Consider the following 15,016-nt stretch of genomic DNA (forward strand, 5'->3'; position numbering starts at 1 on the left):
TGGAGGGTAAGACGCATGTATCGTGTTTACTATCTCGTCCCCAACCTGCAACAGGTTCGCAACGCGATCTCCCGCCTGGACACCGCCGGAATCGGTGGTGACCGCATCCATGTGATGGCCCGGGATGCGGGCGAGCTGGATCGTCACGGCATCAATGCCACCACCCCCTGGGAAGACACCGACATCATGAGCAACGGCTACAGCGGCGCCACCCGCGGGCTGCTGATCGGCCTGATCGCCGGTTACGCCATTGCCTTTATTGACCCCTGGGGTGTGGACGCTCACCTTGGCGTATGGCTACTCACTGCCCTGTTCTTCACCTGTTTCGGCGCCTGGGCCGGTGGTCTGCGCGGCATTTCCCAGGCCAATCATCATTTATCTCCGTACCTGCAGTCGGTGAAGAACGGCAATTACCTGATCCTTATCGATGTGGATCGCAAGCATGAACGTAATCGCGTCCACCAGGCGCTGGACCACCACATCGAGATCCGCAATCAGGGCGAAGAGGACCATTTCTCACCCCTGGCGTGAATATAGGAGGAGGAATTACCCAGCCTGTCGCCCGGTAGTCGATTGCACGGCTACCGGGCGGGCTTTAGACTTTGCGGCATCCTTTGCAAGCGAGTCATCATGCCGCAACAGATCCCCCACGACGCTCCATGGTCTGCCGAAGACTCTGTCGGTCTGGTCGAGGCCAAGACGCTCCAGTTTGATACCGCCCTCGAACTGGAATGCGGTCGTACCCTGTCGTCCTACGAGCTGGTCTACGAAACCTACGGCACCCTCAACAGCGACGCCTCCAATGCGGTGCTGATCTGTCATGCCCTGTCCGGCCATCACCATGCCGCCGGATACCACAGCACTGACGACAAGCGCCCTGGCTGGTGGGATACCTGCATCGGCCCCGGCAAGGTGATCGATACCAACCGTTTTTTCGTGGTCAGCCTGAACAATCTGGGTGGCTGCCACGGCTCCACCGGCCCGTCATCCATCAACCCGGAAAGTGGTCAGCCCTGGGGCCCGGATTTTCCCATGATGACGGTGAAGGACTGGGTGAACAGCCAGGCCAGACTGGCGGATGTGCTGGGTATTACCCGCTGGGCCGCTGTGATCGGCGGCAGCATGGGCGGCATGCAGGCATTGCAGTGGTCCATCGACTATCCGGACCGGCTCAGCCATGCGGTGGTGATCGCGGCGGCACCCAAACTGTCTGCCCAGAACATTGCCTTCAATGAAGTGGCGCGCCAGTCCATCCTTACCGACCCCAACTTCCACGGCGGCCGTTATTACCTGCATGACACCTACCCCCGTCAGGGGCTGATCCTGGCGCGCATGGTCGGCCACATCACCTACCTGAGCGACGACGCCATGCGCATGAAGTTCGGCCGCGACCTGCGTGCCGGCCGCTTCCATTTCGGCTTTGACGTGGAATTCCAGGTGGAATCCTATCTGCGCCACCAGGGCGAAGTGTTCTCGCGCAACTTCGACGCCAACACCTACCTGCTGATGACCAAGGCGCTGGACTATTTCGATCCGGCCCGGGAGTTCGATAACTCTCTGGAAACCGCCCTGGCAAAGCCGGAGTGCAAGTTCCTGGTCATGTCATTCACTTCGGATTGGCGTTTTGCGCCGGAGCGCAGCCGGGAAATCGTCAACGGCCTGGTCCATGCCGGCCGCGATGTGAGCTACGCGGAAATCGATACCCCCAAAGGCCACGACGCCTTCCTGCTGGATATCCCCGAATACACCAAGCTGTTTGGCGCCTACATGCACAGGGTCGCCAACGAGGTGGAAAACGGCGTCAACAATGTGGAGGCAGGCAACCATGCGTGATGACCTGCAACTGATCAGTGACTGGATCCCCGCTGACGCCAGCCTGCTGGATCTGGGCTGTGGTGACGGCACCCTGCTGGCCCACCTGCAGCACCATAAACAGATTCGTGGCTACGGCCTGGAGATCAACCAGGACAACCTGGCAGCCTGTTTCGAAAAAGGCGTCAACGTGCTGGAGCAGGATCTGGACGAAGGGCTGGGCAACTTCCAGAACCATCGCTTTGACTATGTGGTGATGACCCAGGCGCTACAGGCGGTACTGCGCCCGGACCAGATCCTCAATGAAATGCTGCGCGTGGGCCGCGAGGCCATTATCACCTTTCCCAACTTCGGTCACTGGCGGGTACGCGCCTACCTGGGCCTGAAGGGGCGCATGCCGGTGTCTTCCGCGCTGCCCTACGAATGGTACAACACCCCGAATATCCACCTGTGCACGGTTCAGGATTTCGAAACCCATTGTCGCAAAAGCAACATCCGCATCCTGGAACGGCAGGTGATCAACCGCCGTCACCGCAGCGGCGTACTGGCACGGCTATGGCCGAACCTGTTCGGGGAAATTGCGATTTACCGGGTGACGGTATAAAAGCAGCTGCAAGCAACAAGCTTCAAGCTGCAACGCGATTGCAGATTCTTTTTTGGTTGAACCTCGGAGCCGCGCCCAAATCCCCGGCGCGGCTCCTGAATTACTAAACAGACAAAACCCGGATTCGCGTTGTAGCTTGCAGCTTGAAGCTCGCCGCTAACGACGTCAGGAGTTTTCATGGAAAAAATCGTTCTCGCCTCCGGCAACGCCAAGAAACTCGCCGAAATGCAGCGCCTGCTGGAGCCGCTTAATATCCAGGTGGTCGCCCAAAGTGAATTTTCCGTGCCGGAAGCGGATGAGACCGGCACCACCTTTGTGGAAAACGCCATCATCAAGGCCCGCAATGCCAGCAAACATACCGGCCTGCCCGCCATCGCCGATGACTCGGGGATTGAAGTGGCTGCACTGAACGGCGCCCCCGGGGTGTACTCGGCACGGTTTTCCGGGGTCGGCGCCACCGACGCCAAGAACAACGCCCTGCTGGTGGAGATGCTGGCTGATGCACCGGACGTTTCCCGCAGCGCCCGCTATGTGGCCGTGATCGTACTGATGCGCCACGAGGACGATGCCACGCCGCTGATCTGCCAGGGTACCTGGGACGGGGAAATCGTACTGGAGCCCCAGGGGGATCAGGGTTTTGGCTATGACCCGCATTTCTTCGTGAGAGAAAAGAACTGCACCGCCGCCCAGCTACCCGCGGAAGAGAAAAACGCCATCAGCCATCGGGGCAAGGCCATGGCCCAGCTGATCCAGGCACTACAGTAAGCGCCACAAGCCGCCTTCACCCGGATATCGCCCCTGCCTGCTAACATGTTCAGAAAATGCAGCAGGGATGCCATCTATGCGAAAACAACAACTTGCCACTGCCAGCGCGCTGGCATTGTCCGTTTCGCTCACACACGGTAGTGGCCTGGAAGGCACCTTCCAGTCACAGTGGCAGAGTCGCTACGTGAGCGAAGGGCGGGACAACCTGGACAGCAACCCGCTGGTCTCCGCGGCCGTTGACCTGACCCGCCAGGAACTCACCGCCGGGGTCTGGCAGGCTTGGGCCAACGGCAGCGATTACCGGGAAAACAACATCTTCGTGGAATACGCTCCCTTTTTTGAGCACTGGAGCCCCTACCTCAACGTCACCTACCTGCAGTTTCATCCACAAGGGGCTGACGATGTGGAGACCGGCGCCGGTTTTCATGCACCGATCCAGCCCTGGTTGTCCCTGTCACTGGATGGTACCTGGAGCAAGCAAGCCTCCGGCGCTTTCACTGACGCTGCACACCCAACGCGAACTGTTTTCCGGGTGGACCGGCAAGCTGTATATCACCCAAACCTACGATGACGGCTACGCCAGTGAAGACTACAACGGTCCGAACCATCGGCAAGTGGGGGCCCAGCTACTCTGGAACATTATGCCAGCATTGGAACTCCACGCTGGCTGGCAGCATAGCTGGGCCGGGGAGGACGTGCGCCGGGACGGTGGCGATGACTTAAGCTGGGGCCAGATCGGCCTGGTCAGCTATTTCTGAATGCGGGCCAGCCAGCGGTCCAGGGCATTGGCAAAACGGCCCTTGTCCTGGCTGGAATAACTGCTCGGCCCGCCGGTCTGCATGCCGGCGGAGCGCATCTCCTCCATGAAATCGCGCATGTTCAGCCGCTCGCGCACGGTATCCTTGTCCAGCCAGTGGCCGTGGGGCGTCACTGCCTCCGCACCCTTCGCCACGACTTCCGCCGCCAACGGAATATCCTGGGTGACCACCAGATCCCCCGGCTGACAACGGCGAACAATCTCGTTATCCGCCACATCAAAACCCTGCCCCACCTGAATGGCACGGATCAACGGAGAACGGGGCACCGCCACCTGCTGATTGGCCACCAGGGTGCAGGGAATCTGTACTCGCTGCGCCGCCCGAAACAACACCTCTTTCACCGGCCGCGGACAGGCGTCCGCATCTACCCAGATATGCATAAATCAGTGAACAGTCAAAAGTGAATAGTTAACAGCGAAGGCCAAAAGACACACACCTCCACCTCGGCAGTTTGCTACCATACTCGAACCAGGTGAATTTTAGCTGTTCACTGTTCACTTTTAACTGTTCATTGCCCTCATGCCCCTCAAGAACCCTCCGCTCTCCCTCTACATCCACACTCCGTGGTGTGTGCGCAAATGCCCCTATTGCGACTTTAATTCCCATGAACGGGGCGAGTTGCCGGAGGCGGCTTATCTACAGGCACTGCTGGCGGACCTGGATCAGGACCTGCCGCTGATTGGAGATCGTCCGGTGGAAACCGTCTTTATTGGCGGCGGCACACCAAGTCTGCTGTCCGGGGATTTTTATCGGCAGCTGTTCCAGGGTATCCGGCAACGGCTGTCTCTGAGTGACCAGGCCGAGATCACCCTGGAGGCCAACCCCGGCACTGTGGAAGCCGGTCGTTTCGCCGGTTTTCGGGAAGCCGGTATCAACCGGTTGTCGATCGGGGTGCAAAGCTTCAACAATACCCATCTGCAGGCCCTGGGGCGCATTCATGACGCCGGGGCCGCTATCCAGGCCGCCCACCAGGCCAGGGAGGCCGGCTTCACTACCTTCAATCTGGATATCATGCATGCCCTGCCCGGCCAGAGCCGGGAGCAGGCCCTGGCCGATCTTGAGCAGGCCATGGATCTGCAACCCACACACCTGAGCTGGTACGAGCTCACCATTGAACCCAACACGGTGTTCTACCGCTCCCCCCCCGATCAACCAAGCCCTGATCACATGGCCGACACCGAGCAAGCCGGCTTTGCCCTATTGGCCAGCCAGGGTTACCGCCGCTACGAAGTGTCGGCCTTTGCAAAAGACGGCCATGCCTGCCGGCATAACCTGAATTACTGGGGGTTCGGCGATTACCTGGGGATCGGCGCCGGCGCCCACGGCAAGATCACCAATGCGAGCCGAGGCACCATCCACCGCTACCAGAAAACCCGTAAGCCGGAAGACTATCTGGCCAACCCGGAAGAAGCCCGCCGCCAGTACCAACCAGTGGCAGAAGACGACCGCTTGTTTGAAGCCCTGATGAATGGCTTGCGACTAGTGGCCGGTATCCGGTTACAGACTGTAGAGGACAACACCGGGCTTCCTGCGGCACAATGGATTAACAATCTGGGGGAACTCCAGCAACAGGGATTGCTGGAGGTCACCGCTCAGCGGCTGCACTGCACCGAGAAGGGCATGCATCACCTGAACGGGGTATTAGAAAGGCTGGCAGAGGCGCTATCACAAAGCGCTTGAACCACCCTCTAATGCTATTCACACTGTTTCCATGCATCACAACAGATACCGACTATGATCAAGACACGGAGCGGGCGCGAACAGGCGCTGGCAGAACGCGAACAACTGTTTATCGAAGCTACTCGCCAGCAACTGTGCAACGAAGGCCTGCTCGGCATTCAGATGGCCGCCATTGCCCGAAGCTGCAATTTTGCCACCGGCACCCTTTACCACCATTTTGCCTCCAAAGAAGATTTGCTGATCGCGGTCTGCACGGAACTGACCACCACCCGCCGGGAATACTTCCAGCGCGTCGCCGACTCAGACCTGAGCACCCGTGACAAGATGCTGGCCTTTGCCGTGGCCTATGCCCTGTTCGCCCAGCACTACCCTGAGCATTTCCGGCTGGAACAATATGTGATGACCGAAGTGGTCTGGCAGGCAGCATCTGCCAACCGCCGGGAACAACTGCTGGAGGCGACCCAGCCCATCGGACGCATGGTAGAACAGGTGGTCAAGGACGCCATGGAAAACGGCGAACTGCAAACCCACGGTCTGGCACCGTTGGCTTTCAGCATCGGCCAGTGGTCCATGAGCATGGGCATGCACACCCTGATCCACGCGGAAGGGATTCTGGACATGTATGACCTGAAAGACCCGTACCGGATGCTGCTGCGCAACATTCAGCTACAGCTCAATGCCATGCAGTGGCAACCATTGGCAGACGACCCTTTCGATGACAATGCGCTTGACCAGAAGGTGAACGGTCTGTGTAAAACGCTTTTCAACGATCTTTGCAGCGAAAAGAAGCACTGCCTGACCTTGGGTTAAGCACGGCGCTGTTTGCCGATTGCTCCACAAAACCGCACCTGCAGACAAAAAAAACCTGCTCCCCTCTGGAATACTTTCGCGGGGAGCAGATTTTCTTCTGGGCCAGAAAGATGTTTCTAGAAGCGCCAAACCAGAGAAGCGGCCGGCCCTTTGATCGTCACATTGTCCTTATCACGATACAAAACGTATTCTGCATTGATCGCCAGACTGTCAGTAATATCCAGATCCACACCTGCCCCATAAGACGAATCGGTCCAGTCATCATTGAAAGAACCCATCGGGGTATCCAGGGTTTCTTTTGCGCGGGCAATGCCCAGTACCGCATAGGGAGTCAGCGCAGTCTTGTTGGACCAGCGGGCTCGCACATAACCACCATAGAAATAATTCTGACGATATTCCAGGTCACCGCCAGCTACGGACTCCTCATTGCTGATTACCGTCGTCCCCAACCGCATCTCAGCACCGAAGTACTCATTAATGTCAGCGCCCAACTTGACGACCAGGTCACCAGTATCAAAACGATCATCACCAAAAAAGCGATCATTCTGCTCAAGCTGGGCATAACCCACGGCAAGGTAACCATCTGCATAGGAGTTGGCCGATACGACCCCCAAACCGCACAACACCAGTGAGGCACAAAGCTTTTTCATGTTAACTCCTTGTTTATCAGCCTACCGGCTTACTTATTCTCTTGAGCGTCTTTTCTTGTTTTTTCAGCAGCAAGCTGATCGTGCTGGGCCGGGGTGCAACCCAGGCAGCGCAGAAACGTACTACGGGCCGGGGCCCTTACCAGCTTCTCGGCAGCCTCGTCTTCATTGCCCCCCAGCAGGCTGACCGGCAGCGTGACGGTAAAGAGCGCGAATCCCACCAGGGTTGAAGCCGCCAGCACAGGGCGGGCAATCAGGGCATCCCCGATCATGGCCACTTCGCCTGGGCGATTATCCACGTCCCCCATGGATCGGGCATGAGTAGCAAGCGGCGTCATTGCACTCAGCACCAGGGTGGAGGCGAGAACAGATGCCACTACCGGGCGCTTTGCTCGCTTCATGGTGAATCCCTCTTGTATTTTTATAGTTAAAGTATCGCTGACATTGTTTCAGCTAAGTCGTTAATATTCCGACAATTGCATCACAATCTACACCTTTGTTCGTACCCCAGCAATAGGCGGCATGGTCAATTCGTGACCAGCTCTCACTTCGCAGTCACACCCTACCGCTGGCATTGCGGGCAATAGCTGGTACTGCGCTGCCCGTGGCGATCAGCCTTGAGCAGGCTCGCACATTGTGGGCAGGGCAAGCCCGCACGACCATAGACGCTCAGGGACTGGGCAAAATAGCCCGGCTGCCCCTCTGCACTGGTGAAATCCTTAAGGGTGGTGCCGCCAGCCTCAATGGCTCGGGCCAGTACCGCTTTGATGGCACCTGCCAGGCGCTGATAACGTTCCCGGGAAATGCGCCCTGCCGCTCGGGAAGGATGGATACCGGCAAGAAACAGGCTTTCCTGCGCATAAATATTCCCTACCCCGACCACCGTGGCGTTATCCATGATGAAGCTTTTCACCGCTACCTTTCGCCCCCGTGAGCGGGCGAACAACCAGTCGCCATCGAACTCATCCCCCAGCGGCTCCGGACCCAGCGCGGCCAGTAATGCATGGGGCTCAGCGCCGGGCTGATATAACACACTGCCGAAACGACGGGGGTCGTTGAAACGCAGCACCTTGCCACTGTCGAGCAGCAGATCCACATGATCATGCTTGCGCAACGGCAACGCCGCCTCCACCACACGCAGGGTGCCGGACATGCCCAGGTGGATCATCACCTGGCCTGCCTCCAGCTCGATCAGCAGGTACTTGGCCCGGCGCCGCAAGGCGATTACCGGGCAATCCTTCAGCGCATACAGGGCGTCACTGACCGGCCAGCGCAGCCGCGGGTCACGCACGGTAACCGCTTTCAGGATGCGCCCTTCCAGATGGGGGCGAATGCCTCTGAGGGTGGTTTCCACTTCGGGTAGTTCGGGCATGAAGAAAGCAGTGAATAGTTAATAGTTAACAGTGAATAGTTAAAATTCACCCGCTTCGGGTATGGTAGCACCACCGGGGCCAACAGATACGCCCTGTTTGTCGCTGTTAACTTTTCACGGTTCACTATTCACTGCTATGTCCCTTTCCTATTGGCTCGGTGTCGACACCGGCGGCACCTTTACCGACTTTGTACTGCTCGGCGACGGTGAGCCGCGCATTCACAAGGTACTGTCCACGCCCTCGGCCCCCGAGCAGGCTATCCTGCAAGGCATTGACGAGCTTGGGCTCGGCGATGCCATGGCCGCAGGACAGCTTGCCATCGTCCACGGCACCACGGTGGCCACCAATGCGGCACTGGAAGGCAAGGGCGCTAACACCTTGCTGATTACCAACCAGGGGCTTGAGGACATTCTGCGCATCGGCCGCCAGAACCGGGCAGAACTCTATAACCTGACACCGACTCCACCGCCCTCGGTGCTGGAAACTCTGGAAGTTGTAGGCATTCCTGCCCGGCTCGATGCCCAGGGAAAGGAAGTAACACCGCTCGAAGAAGCGGACCTGACGGCACTGGTTGAAAAGGTGCTTGGCCACCAGCCCCAATCTGTGGCCCTGTGCCTGTTATTTTCCTATCTGAACTCATCCCACGAGCAGCGCATCCGCCAGGCCCTGCAGGCAGCTGGCCTGACCGTCAGTGCTTCCCACGCCATTCTGGCGACTCGGGGAGAATACGAGCGCGGCATGGCCACCTGGCTGAATGCCTGGCTAGCGCCGAAAGTGGCGGACTATCTGCAGCGCCTTCAGCAAGCGACAACGCCCGCACCTCTGGCCATCATGCAATCCCACGGCGGCACCATCGCTTCCGAGCAGGCCGCCGGGCTGGCGGTGAATCTTCTGTTGTCCGGGCCTGCCGGCGGCCTTGCTGCCGCCCGACGCCTGGGTGAGCAACTTCAGCAACCACAACTGATGACCTTCGACATGGGCGGCACTTCTACGGACGTGGCACTGCTGGACGGCGACCTGCGCCTCACCCAGCAGGGCCACATTGGCCCCTATCCGGTGGCGGTGCCCATGGTCGACATGCACACCATCGGCGCCGGTGGTGGCTCGCTGGCCTATGTGGATGATGCCGGCCTCTTACATGTGGGCCCACATTCCGCCGGCGCCGACCCGGGCCCGGCCTGTTATGGCCGTGGCGGCGACCGGGTTACGGTCACCGACGCCAATGTGGTACTCGGCCGGCTGCAACCGGATTTCGCCCTGGGCGGCTCCCTGACACTGGATACCGCCGCCGCCCGAAACGCCATGGAGACACTGGCAACACAGCTGGGCCTGGGCGTGGAAGACACCGCTGAAGGAGTACTGGCGCTGGCCAATGAACACATGACCCAGGCGCTACGGGTGATTTCCATCCAGAAAGGCTTCGACCCGGCGGATTTCGCCCTGCTCAGTTTTGGCGGCGCTGGCGGCCTGCACGTCTGCGCCCTGGCAGACAACCTGGGCATGCAGCGGGCCATTGTCCCCCGCCGTGCCGGGGTCCTGTCCGCCGAGGGGCTGGTCTATGCGCCACGCAAACGAGAACAACTCCAGGCCCTGCCCGAGGCATCTGACCACACCGTGCTGCAATCGCAAATCGAGATCCTGCAACAGCAAGGCCATGAAGAGCTGATCCGCGAGGGCGTGCCCGCCAGCCACATCCAGCACCGGGTCTTTGTGGATATGTGCTACCAGGGCCAGTCATCGGTGCTGCAGATTCCCTGGCAGGACGAGGCAGCGGAGCGGGAACGGTTATTTCATGATGCCCATGAGCAGCGCTTCGGCCACCGGCTGGCCTTACCGGTACGGCAGGTGAACATCAGGGTGCAAAGCCTGGCCACCACCTCACCACCCACCCAACCGCCCCTGCCGGCCCTCACCGTAGCGGCGACCCGGCACGCGCAGCTGCCCGGCGTGGACCAGCAGGTGACCATTTATGATCGCGACGCCCTGGGCGCCGGCCAGATCCTGCAAGGCCCGGCGCTGATTGCCGAAGCGGTGGGCACGACCTGGCTGGCCCCGGGCTGGCAGGCATCGGTGGATCCCCATGGACACCTGTTGCTGGAGCGCCCTGACCCCTGCCTATAAAAGCCTGGATCGACGTAGCGAGTGACGAGGTGCGAGTTTCGAAAAGCAAACCCGGGAACCTTTCACCCCTTTGCCGTCGCCCATAGCCTTCCGTTTCCGGCCTGCAATTGCTCTCCGGGTCAAACCCCGGGGGCCTTGCGCGCTTTCTCCTACCGTTTATCCGCCCCTGGCCAACCCTTGGCCCGAAAGTCCGAATTTGACCTATCCGGCACCTTCTTCCTGTCACCCCGACTGGGCACAATAGGAACTCCGTTTTTACCTTGTGCGACTTTCATGCTGAATTATCTGAGCAACGGCCTGTTGGCCCCCAGCCTGGGTGCCCTGATTCTGATCACCCTGGCCATGACCCACATCACCATTGTCGGCGTCACCGTCTACCTGCACCGCTATTCCGCCCACCGGGCTCTGGAACTACACCCGGTGCTGAAACACTTTTTCCGTTTCTGGCTGTGGCTGACCACCGGCCAGAATACCCTCGAGTGGACCGCTATCCACCGCAAACACCACGCCAAGTGCGAAACCGAAGACGACCCGCACAGCCCGCAGGTCAAAGGTATCCAGAAAGTCCTGCGCGAAGGTGCCGAACTGTACCGCGAAGAAGCGGAAAACCAGGAAACCCTGAGTAAATACGGGGCGGGCTGCCCGGACGACTGGATTGAGCGAAACGTCTATTCCCGCTTTCCCATGGGTGGCGTCACCCTGATGGCCGTGATCGACCTGCTGCTGTTTGGCGCTGCCGGCATCACTGTTTGGGCCGTTCAGATGATGTGGATCCCGCTGTTCGCCGCCGGCGTCATCAACGGTATCGGTCATTACTGGGGCTACCGCAACTTCGAATGTGCCGATGCGTCACGCAATATTTCTCCCTGGGGCATCCTGATTGGTGGCGAAGAGCTGCATAACAACCACCACACCTACCCCAACTCCGCCAAGCTGTCCGTGCGCCGTTTCGAGTTCGACATGGGCTGGGCCTGGATTCGTCTGTTCGAGATACTTGGCCTGGCCAAGGTGAAAAAGGTCGCTCCCAAGCCGGCCTTCGAGAAAAGCGCCAGCAAAGTGGATCTGGATGCCCTTCGCGGCATCATGCAGCACCGCTTCCAGGTAATGGCCAACTACCGCAAGACCGTGATCTTGCCGGTGTTCAAGCAGGAACAGGCCCGCGCCTGCGACGCTACCCGCGATTTGTATGCCCGTGCCCATGCCCTGTTCCACCGCGACATCAGCCTGATCAAGCCCGGACAGAAAAAGCGCCTGCAGACACTGACGGAAAGCAACGAAACCCTGGATGCCATCTACCAGTTCCGCCTGCGCCTGCAGGACATCTGGTCCCAGACCAGCCGTAACTCGTCAGAAATGGTGGAAGCCCTGGAGCAGTGGTACCACGATGCCCGCGAGTCCGGCATTGCTGCCCTGCAAGAGTTTGCCGATCAGCTGACCCGTTACCGGCCGGCCGCAGTTGCCCACTGAGCCTTAGCCATATCAAGGCACCGTAAAAAAGGCCGCTTTTGCGGCCTTTTTTATGGTTTCAGATTGCCAACGATAGAATAAGAGTTACAGCCGGACGGCAAACAGGCGAGGCAATGCACGCTACATGGTGCAGGATCGAAACCCGCCTGCATCAGACGTGTCGCTGAATGGCCGCGAGCGGCAGCGACGGCCATCATCACTGACCCAGCGGCTCAACCGTAATGTTCTCGATGAGTTGAATGCCATCCTGGTTGGCAGCGCTGATATTGACACTGATCCCCCCCAAGCCGACACCCAGGGTTCTCAGCAAAGGGTTAATCACTGCCTGAGCCAGACTCAATATCACGTCGTCCAACAACGCCAGCACCGGATCCAGAATAGGCTTCAATAGCGGCGTCAGGTTGATCAAACCAAAACTGCTTTTAAGCAATGAGGCCTCATTAACCTCTACATCCAGATCAAGACCGGACAACCCATCACCCAGGTCGCTGTATCTCAACTGATCACACCCATCGACAGGATCACAATACAAATCATAGCGCGGATCCATGAATACCGTTTCTTCCACGCCGGGCGCCAGACCATCCACTTCCGCATTCAGGTAAAGTATGCCTTCAATGGGAGGGAGCAGCCCTGACAACAAGGTCAACCTGCCGACAGTCGCTTCCAGCGGCTCAGGCTGTAACTCGCCATCCGAGGTCAATGTCCCAGTTACGATACGAGCCACTTCCCGCTCAAGATTAACGCCGAACTCGACGGTGTTTGCCGTACCACGGGCACAGTCAGCAGACACCAGCTGGCCTCTGCCACCACCGGCATTCACTGCCAGAGGAATGGTCAAATCAGCCAGCGAAAACGACAAAAGCCCACCAATGTTTATTGGCAACAGTTCCACATCAGCCGACAACTGAAGAGTCAGGTCCGGGGCATAGAAACTGGTTACCCATTCACCGTCCGCATTCTGTCGGGCCGGCCCCACGGCCACCGTAGGCGGCTCCCCCACATTCAAGCCCAGGTCCACAGCCGTAATATTGGCAATCAACGGAATGGAAAGATTGTTGATATTCAGCGGCAATGACAGCACCCCACCTTCTCCAGCTTGCTGCTGCTCCGCCAGATTGAGCACCAGACTGATGACCAGGTCATAGACAGGAAATTCGCTGGAGTCCGGGACAGAGGCATTCTCCGCAACACTGATAATATCGGCCACCTTGATAGTCTCTATCCCCTCAGCCGTTACCAGGTCATCGAGCATATCCGCCACCGGCGCAGCAATCCCACCAACATCACTGAGTGCAGCCGCCAGGGCAGATGCCTCAAGCGGCAAGAGCTCCACCAGGTCATCAACCCCCGCTGCAGAGAGCAAATCTCCCAGTTGTACCGTGGCGTTTTCTAGACTGTTCAGATCGGTCGGGTCCAGTCCGAACCCCGGCTGATTAAGAACCACACCAAGAAGAGTGCCGAGCAAGGTGGCATCACCACCTACGCCGGCTGTACCCCCGGCAGCACTGATGGTTGCCTCCACTTCCTTACGCACGGCGGCGTTGACTGAAATGTCGATACCTCCGAACACCGATTGCGGCAGCAGCATGGATATCGGTTCGGTGCGTGTATAACTCACCAGTACTGCATTACTTTCTTCAATGAAGCTAACAGGTGCGAAAGCCACTACCCCATCATTGTCGCCATCTTCAATGACACCGAGCTGCACCTGCAGGGCAGCAGCATCACCCTGGAACCCCTGGGCGGCGGCGGCTGCCTGCGCACGCTGTTGCACCACGGCAGAGCTGGGTGCCTGCCCGCCGCATGTCTGTGTCTCCCCCGCCGCAGCCTGGGCGGCCACATTCACCTGGGCCTGCATCTCGCTGCGCAGGCTGTACAGACGTGCGCCATCCAGCGCCATTACCGTGAGAATAATGACGATCAGCAGCAATAGCGGGGTGATGACCGACAGGGCCCCGCGCTGCCGGAAACGATTAATTGTCGTCTCGGGTCTGTTCACCGAAACTTTCCGGAATCGCGGTACGGAAGGAATCTGCCAGGCGGCGCTGGGTATCCACATAAAGCGGTGCCGCCAGCTCACTCTGCCCTGCAGGGCGGGAGTCCCTCTGCTGATTGAGCAGCCAGTCAGTGACCGTCTCGGATTTATTACTGACGACCTGCCCGGAAACACCAAAGGTATAGGCTTGCCGGGGCTCCGCCGCCAGCACCGTTCCCGGCAACATCAGTATCAAGGCCAGTTTTTTCATTGTCGGGTCCTCCCGAACTGTTCACTGAGTTTCTCGGCATAGGCGATTTCATCCTCCGAAAAACCATAATTCGACTGTAACGCCCGAAGGCCCTCACGGTCATCGGTCATCAGATAGGCCACAGCCAGATTCTGACGAACCGGCCCCTTGCCATTGGCCAGCTCCAGGGCGGTGCGCAGCTCGAAAGCCGCATCCTCGTAGCGACCTACCAGCATCAAGGCATAGCCGTAATCATTACGCACCTGGGAAGTGGCCGGAGCCAGGCTGCGAGCCCGCTCCAGGTGGGAGAGTGCCGCCATGACTTCATGGCGCTTGAGCAACACCATACCCAGGCCATGACGACTACGACCATCATCACAGCGGTTGGCCAGGGCACGATACACCTGCTCAGCCTCATCCAGCTTGCCGGAGGCCGCCAACAACTGGCCGTAGCGTAACCAGTGATCGATGGCGCTCATCGGTTTACTTTCCAGCTGGGCCAGAGCTGCATAATTGCGCCCCTTGGCCATCAGGGTATCCACCATTTCCAGATCCACGCGCTGTTCTGGCTGCAATGCCTCCTTGCAGGCAATTGATGACACATCCACTGTTCCCGGGGCCGACTCCGGCACTGACTGATGGGCACACCCCGCCAGTAGTACCAGTGCTCCCCAAACCATGCCACGCATGT

The 15,016-nt window shown here is 59.1% G+C and carries 16 protein-coding genes; 9 read left to right on the top strand and 7 right to left on the bottom strand.

Annotated elements, in window-relative coordinates:
* Positions 1–15: 15 nt before the first annotated feature.
* From KZ772_RS11425 to KZ772_RS11445, 5 genes are all read left to right on the top strand, one after another.
* Positions 16–531 (top strand): hypothetical protein, encoded by a 516-nt coding sequence (locus KZ772_RS11425; RefSeq protein ID WP_290536698.1) that lies wholly within the window; start codon positions 16–18, stop codon positions 529–531.
* Between the two features lie 99 nt (positions 532–630).
* Positions 631–1,833, top strand: coding sequence for a homoserine O-acetyltransferase (locus tag KZ772_RS11430; RefSeq protein WP_290536699.1), 1,203 nt, complete (start codon positions 631–633; stop codon positions 1,831–1,833).
* On the top strand, positions 1,826–2,416 hold the full coding sequence (gene metW, locus KZ772_RS11435; protein WP_290536700.1) for a methionine biosynthesis protein MetW: 591 nt from the start codon (positions 1,826–1,828) through the stop codon (positions 2,414–2,416). The genes KZ772_RS11430 and metW overlap by 8 nt, the downstream gene beginning before the upstream one ends.
* Positions 2,417–2,593: 177 nt before the next feature.
* Positions 2,594–3,181 carry an RdgB/HAM1 family non-canonical purine NTP pyrophosphatase gene (rdgB, locus tag KZ772_RS11440; protein WP_290536701.1) on the top strand — a complete coding sequence of 196 codons (588 nt, stop codon included), beginning with the start codon at positions 2,594–2,596 and terminating at the stop codon, positions 3,179–3,181.
* Positions 3,182–3,257: 76 nt separating this feature from the next.
* The gene (locus KZ772_RS11445; protein ID WP_290536702.1) at positions 3,258–3,752 is read left to right on the top strand and encodes a hypothetical protein; all 495 of its coding nucleotides are present in this window, start codon (positions 3,258–3,260) and stop codon (positions 3,750–3,752) included.
* A gap of 177 nt (positions 3,753–3,929) precedes the next feature.
* Here the strand turns inward: KZ772_RS11445 and KZ772_RS11450 are convergent, their stop codons facing one another.
* A complete protein-coding gene (locus KZ772_RS11450) occupies positions 3,930–4,379 on the bottom strand; it encodes a YaiI/YqxD family protein (RefSeq protein WP_290536703.1) in 450 nt (149 codons plus the stop codon).
* A 139-nt stretch (positions 4,380–4,518) separates the two neighbouring features.
* Here KZ772_RS11450 and hemW point away from each other — a divergent pair, with 139 nt between their 5' ends.
* Together hemW and KZ772_RS11460 are read left to right on the top strand one after the other, a co-directional pair.
* Entirely contained in the window at positions 4,519–5,679 is a 1,161-nt protein-coding gene (hemW, locus tag KZ772_RS11455; RefSeq protein ID WP_290536704.1) for a radical SAM family heme chaperone HemW, read from the top strand.
* Between the two features lie 54 nt (positions 5,680–5,733).
* Entirely contained in the window at positions 5,734–6,489 is a 756-nt protein-coding gene (locus tag KZ772_RS11460) for a TetR/AcrR family transcriptional regulator (RefSeq protein WP_290536705.1), read from the top strand.
* 116 nt (positions 6,490–6,605) lie between these two features.
* Here the strand turns inward: KZ772_RS11460 and KZ772_RS11465 are convergent, their stop codons facing one another.
* The 3 genes from KZ772_RS11465 to mutM all read right to left on the bottom strand — a co-directional run bounded on the left by KZ772_RS11465 (position 6,606) and on the right by mutM (position 8,508).
* Positions 6,606–7,139: a porin family protein gene (locus KZ772_RS11465; RefSeq protein WP_290536706.1), complete on the bottom strand. Its 534-nt coding sequence runs from the start codon at positions 7,137–7,139 to the stop codon at positions 6,606–6,608.
* A gap of 29 nt (positions 7,140–7,168) precedes the next feature.
* Positions 7,169–7,537: a hypothetical protein gene (locus KZ772_RS11470; protein ID WP_290536707.1), complete on the bottom strand. Its 369-nt coding sequence runs from the start codon at positions 7,535–7,537 to the stop codon at positions 7,169–7,171.
* 161 nt (positions 7,538–7,698) lie between these two features.
* Complete coding sequence (mutM, locus tag KZ772_RS11475) at positions 7,699–8,508, bottom strand: bifunctional DNA-formamidopyrimidine glycosylase/DNA-(apurinic or apyrimidinic site) lyase (protein ID WP_290536708.1); 810 nt, start codon at positions 8,506–8,508, stop codon at positions 7,699–7,701.
* Between the two features lie 136 nt (positions 8,509–8,644).
* On the opposite strand from mutM, the gene KZ772_RS11480 reads away from it, so the two are divergent.
* Complete coding sequence (locus KZ772_RS11480; protein WP_290536709.1) at positions 8,645–10,630, top strand: hydantoinase/oxoprolinase family protein; 1,986 nt, start codon at positions 8,645–8,647, stop codon at positions 10,628–10,630.
* Positions 10,631–10,903: 273 nt separating this feature from the next.
* Positions 10,904–12,097 (top strand): acyl-CoA desaturase, encoded by a 1,194-nt coding sequence (locus KZ772_RS11485; protein ID WP_290536710.1) that lies wholly within the window; start codon positions 10,904–10,906, stop codon positions 12,095–12,097.
* Positions 12,098–12,293: 196 nt separating this feature from the next.
* Here KZ772_RS11485 and KZ772_RS11490 read toward each other — a convergent pair whose 3' ends face one another.
* From KZ772_RS11490 to KZ772_RS11500, 3 genes are read right to left on the bottom strand one after another with little or no spacing between them, the layout of a single operon-like run.
* A complete protein-coding gene (locus KZ772_RS11490; RefSeq protein WP_290536711.1) occupies positions 12,294–14,099 on the bottom strand; it encodes a hypothetical protein in 1,806 nt (601 codons plus the stop codon).
* A complete protein-coding gene (locus KZ772_RS11495; RefSeq protein ID WP_290536712.1) occupies positions 14,074–14,346 on the bottom strand; it encodes a hypothetical protein in 273 nt (90 codons plus the stop codon). Before KZ772_RS11495 ends, KZ772_RS11490 begins: the two co-directional genes overlap by 26 nt.
* Complete coding sequence (locus KZ772_RS11500) at positions 14,343–15,014, bottom strand: tetratricopeptide repeat protein (protein WP_290536713.1); 672 nt, start codon at positions 15,012–15,014, stop codon at positions 14,343–14,345. Before KZ772_RS11500 ends, KZ772_RS11495 begins: the two co-directional genes overlap by 4 nt.
* Positions 15,015–15,016 lie beyond the last annotated feature (2 nt).

It is taken from the genome of Alcanivorax sp. (genome assembly GCF_019431375.1).
In the GTDB taxonomy this organism is placed as follows: Bacteria; Pseudomonadota; Gammaproteobacteria; order Pseudomonadales; family Alcanivoracaceae; genus Alcanivorax; species Alcanivorax jadensis_A.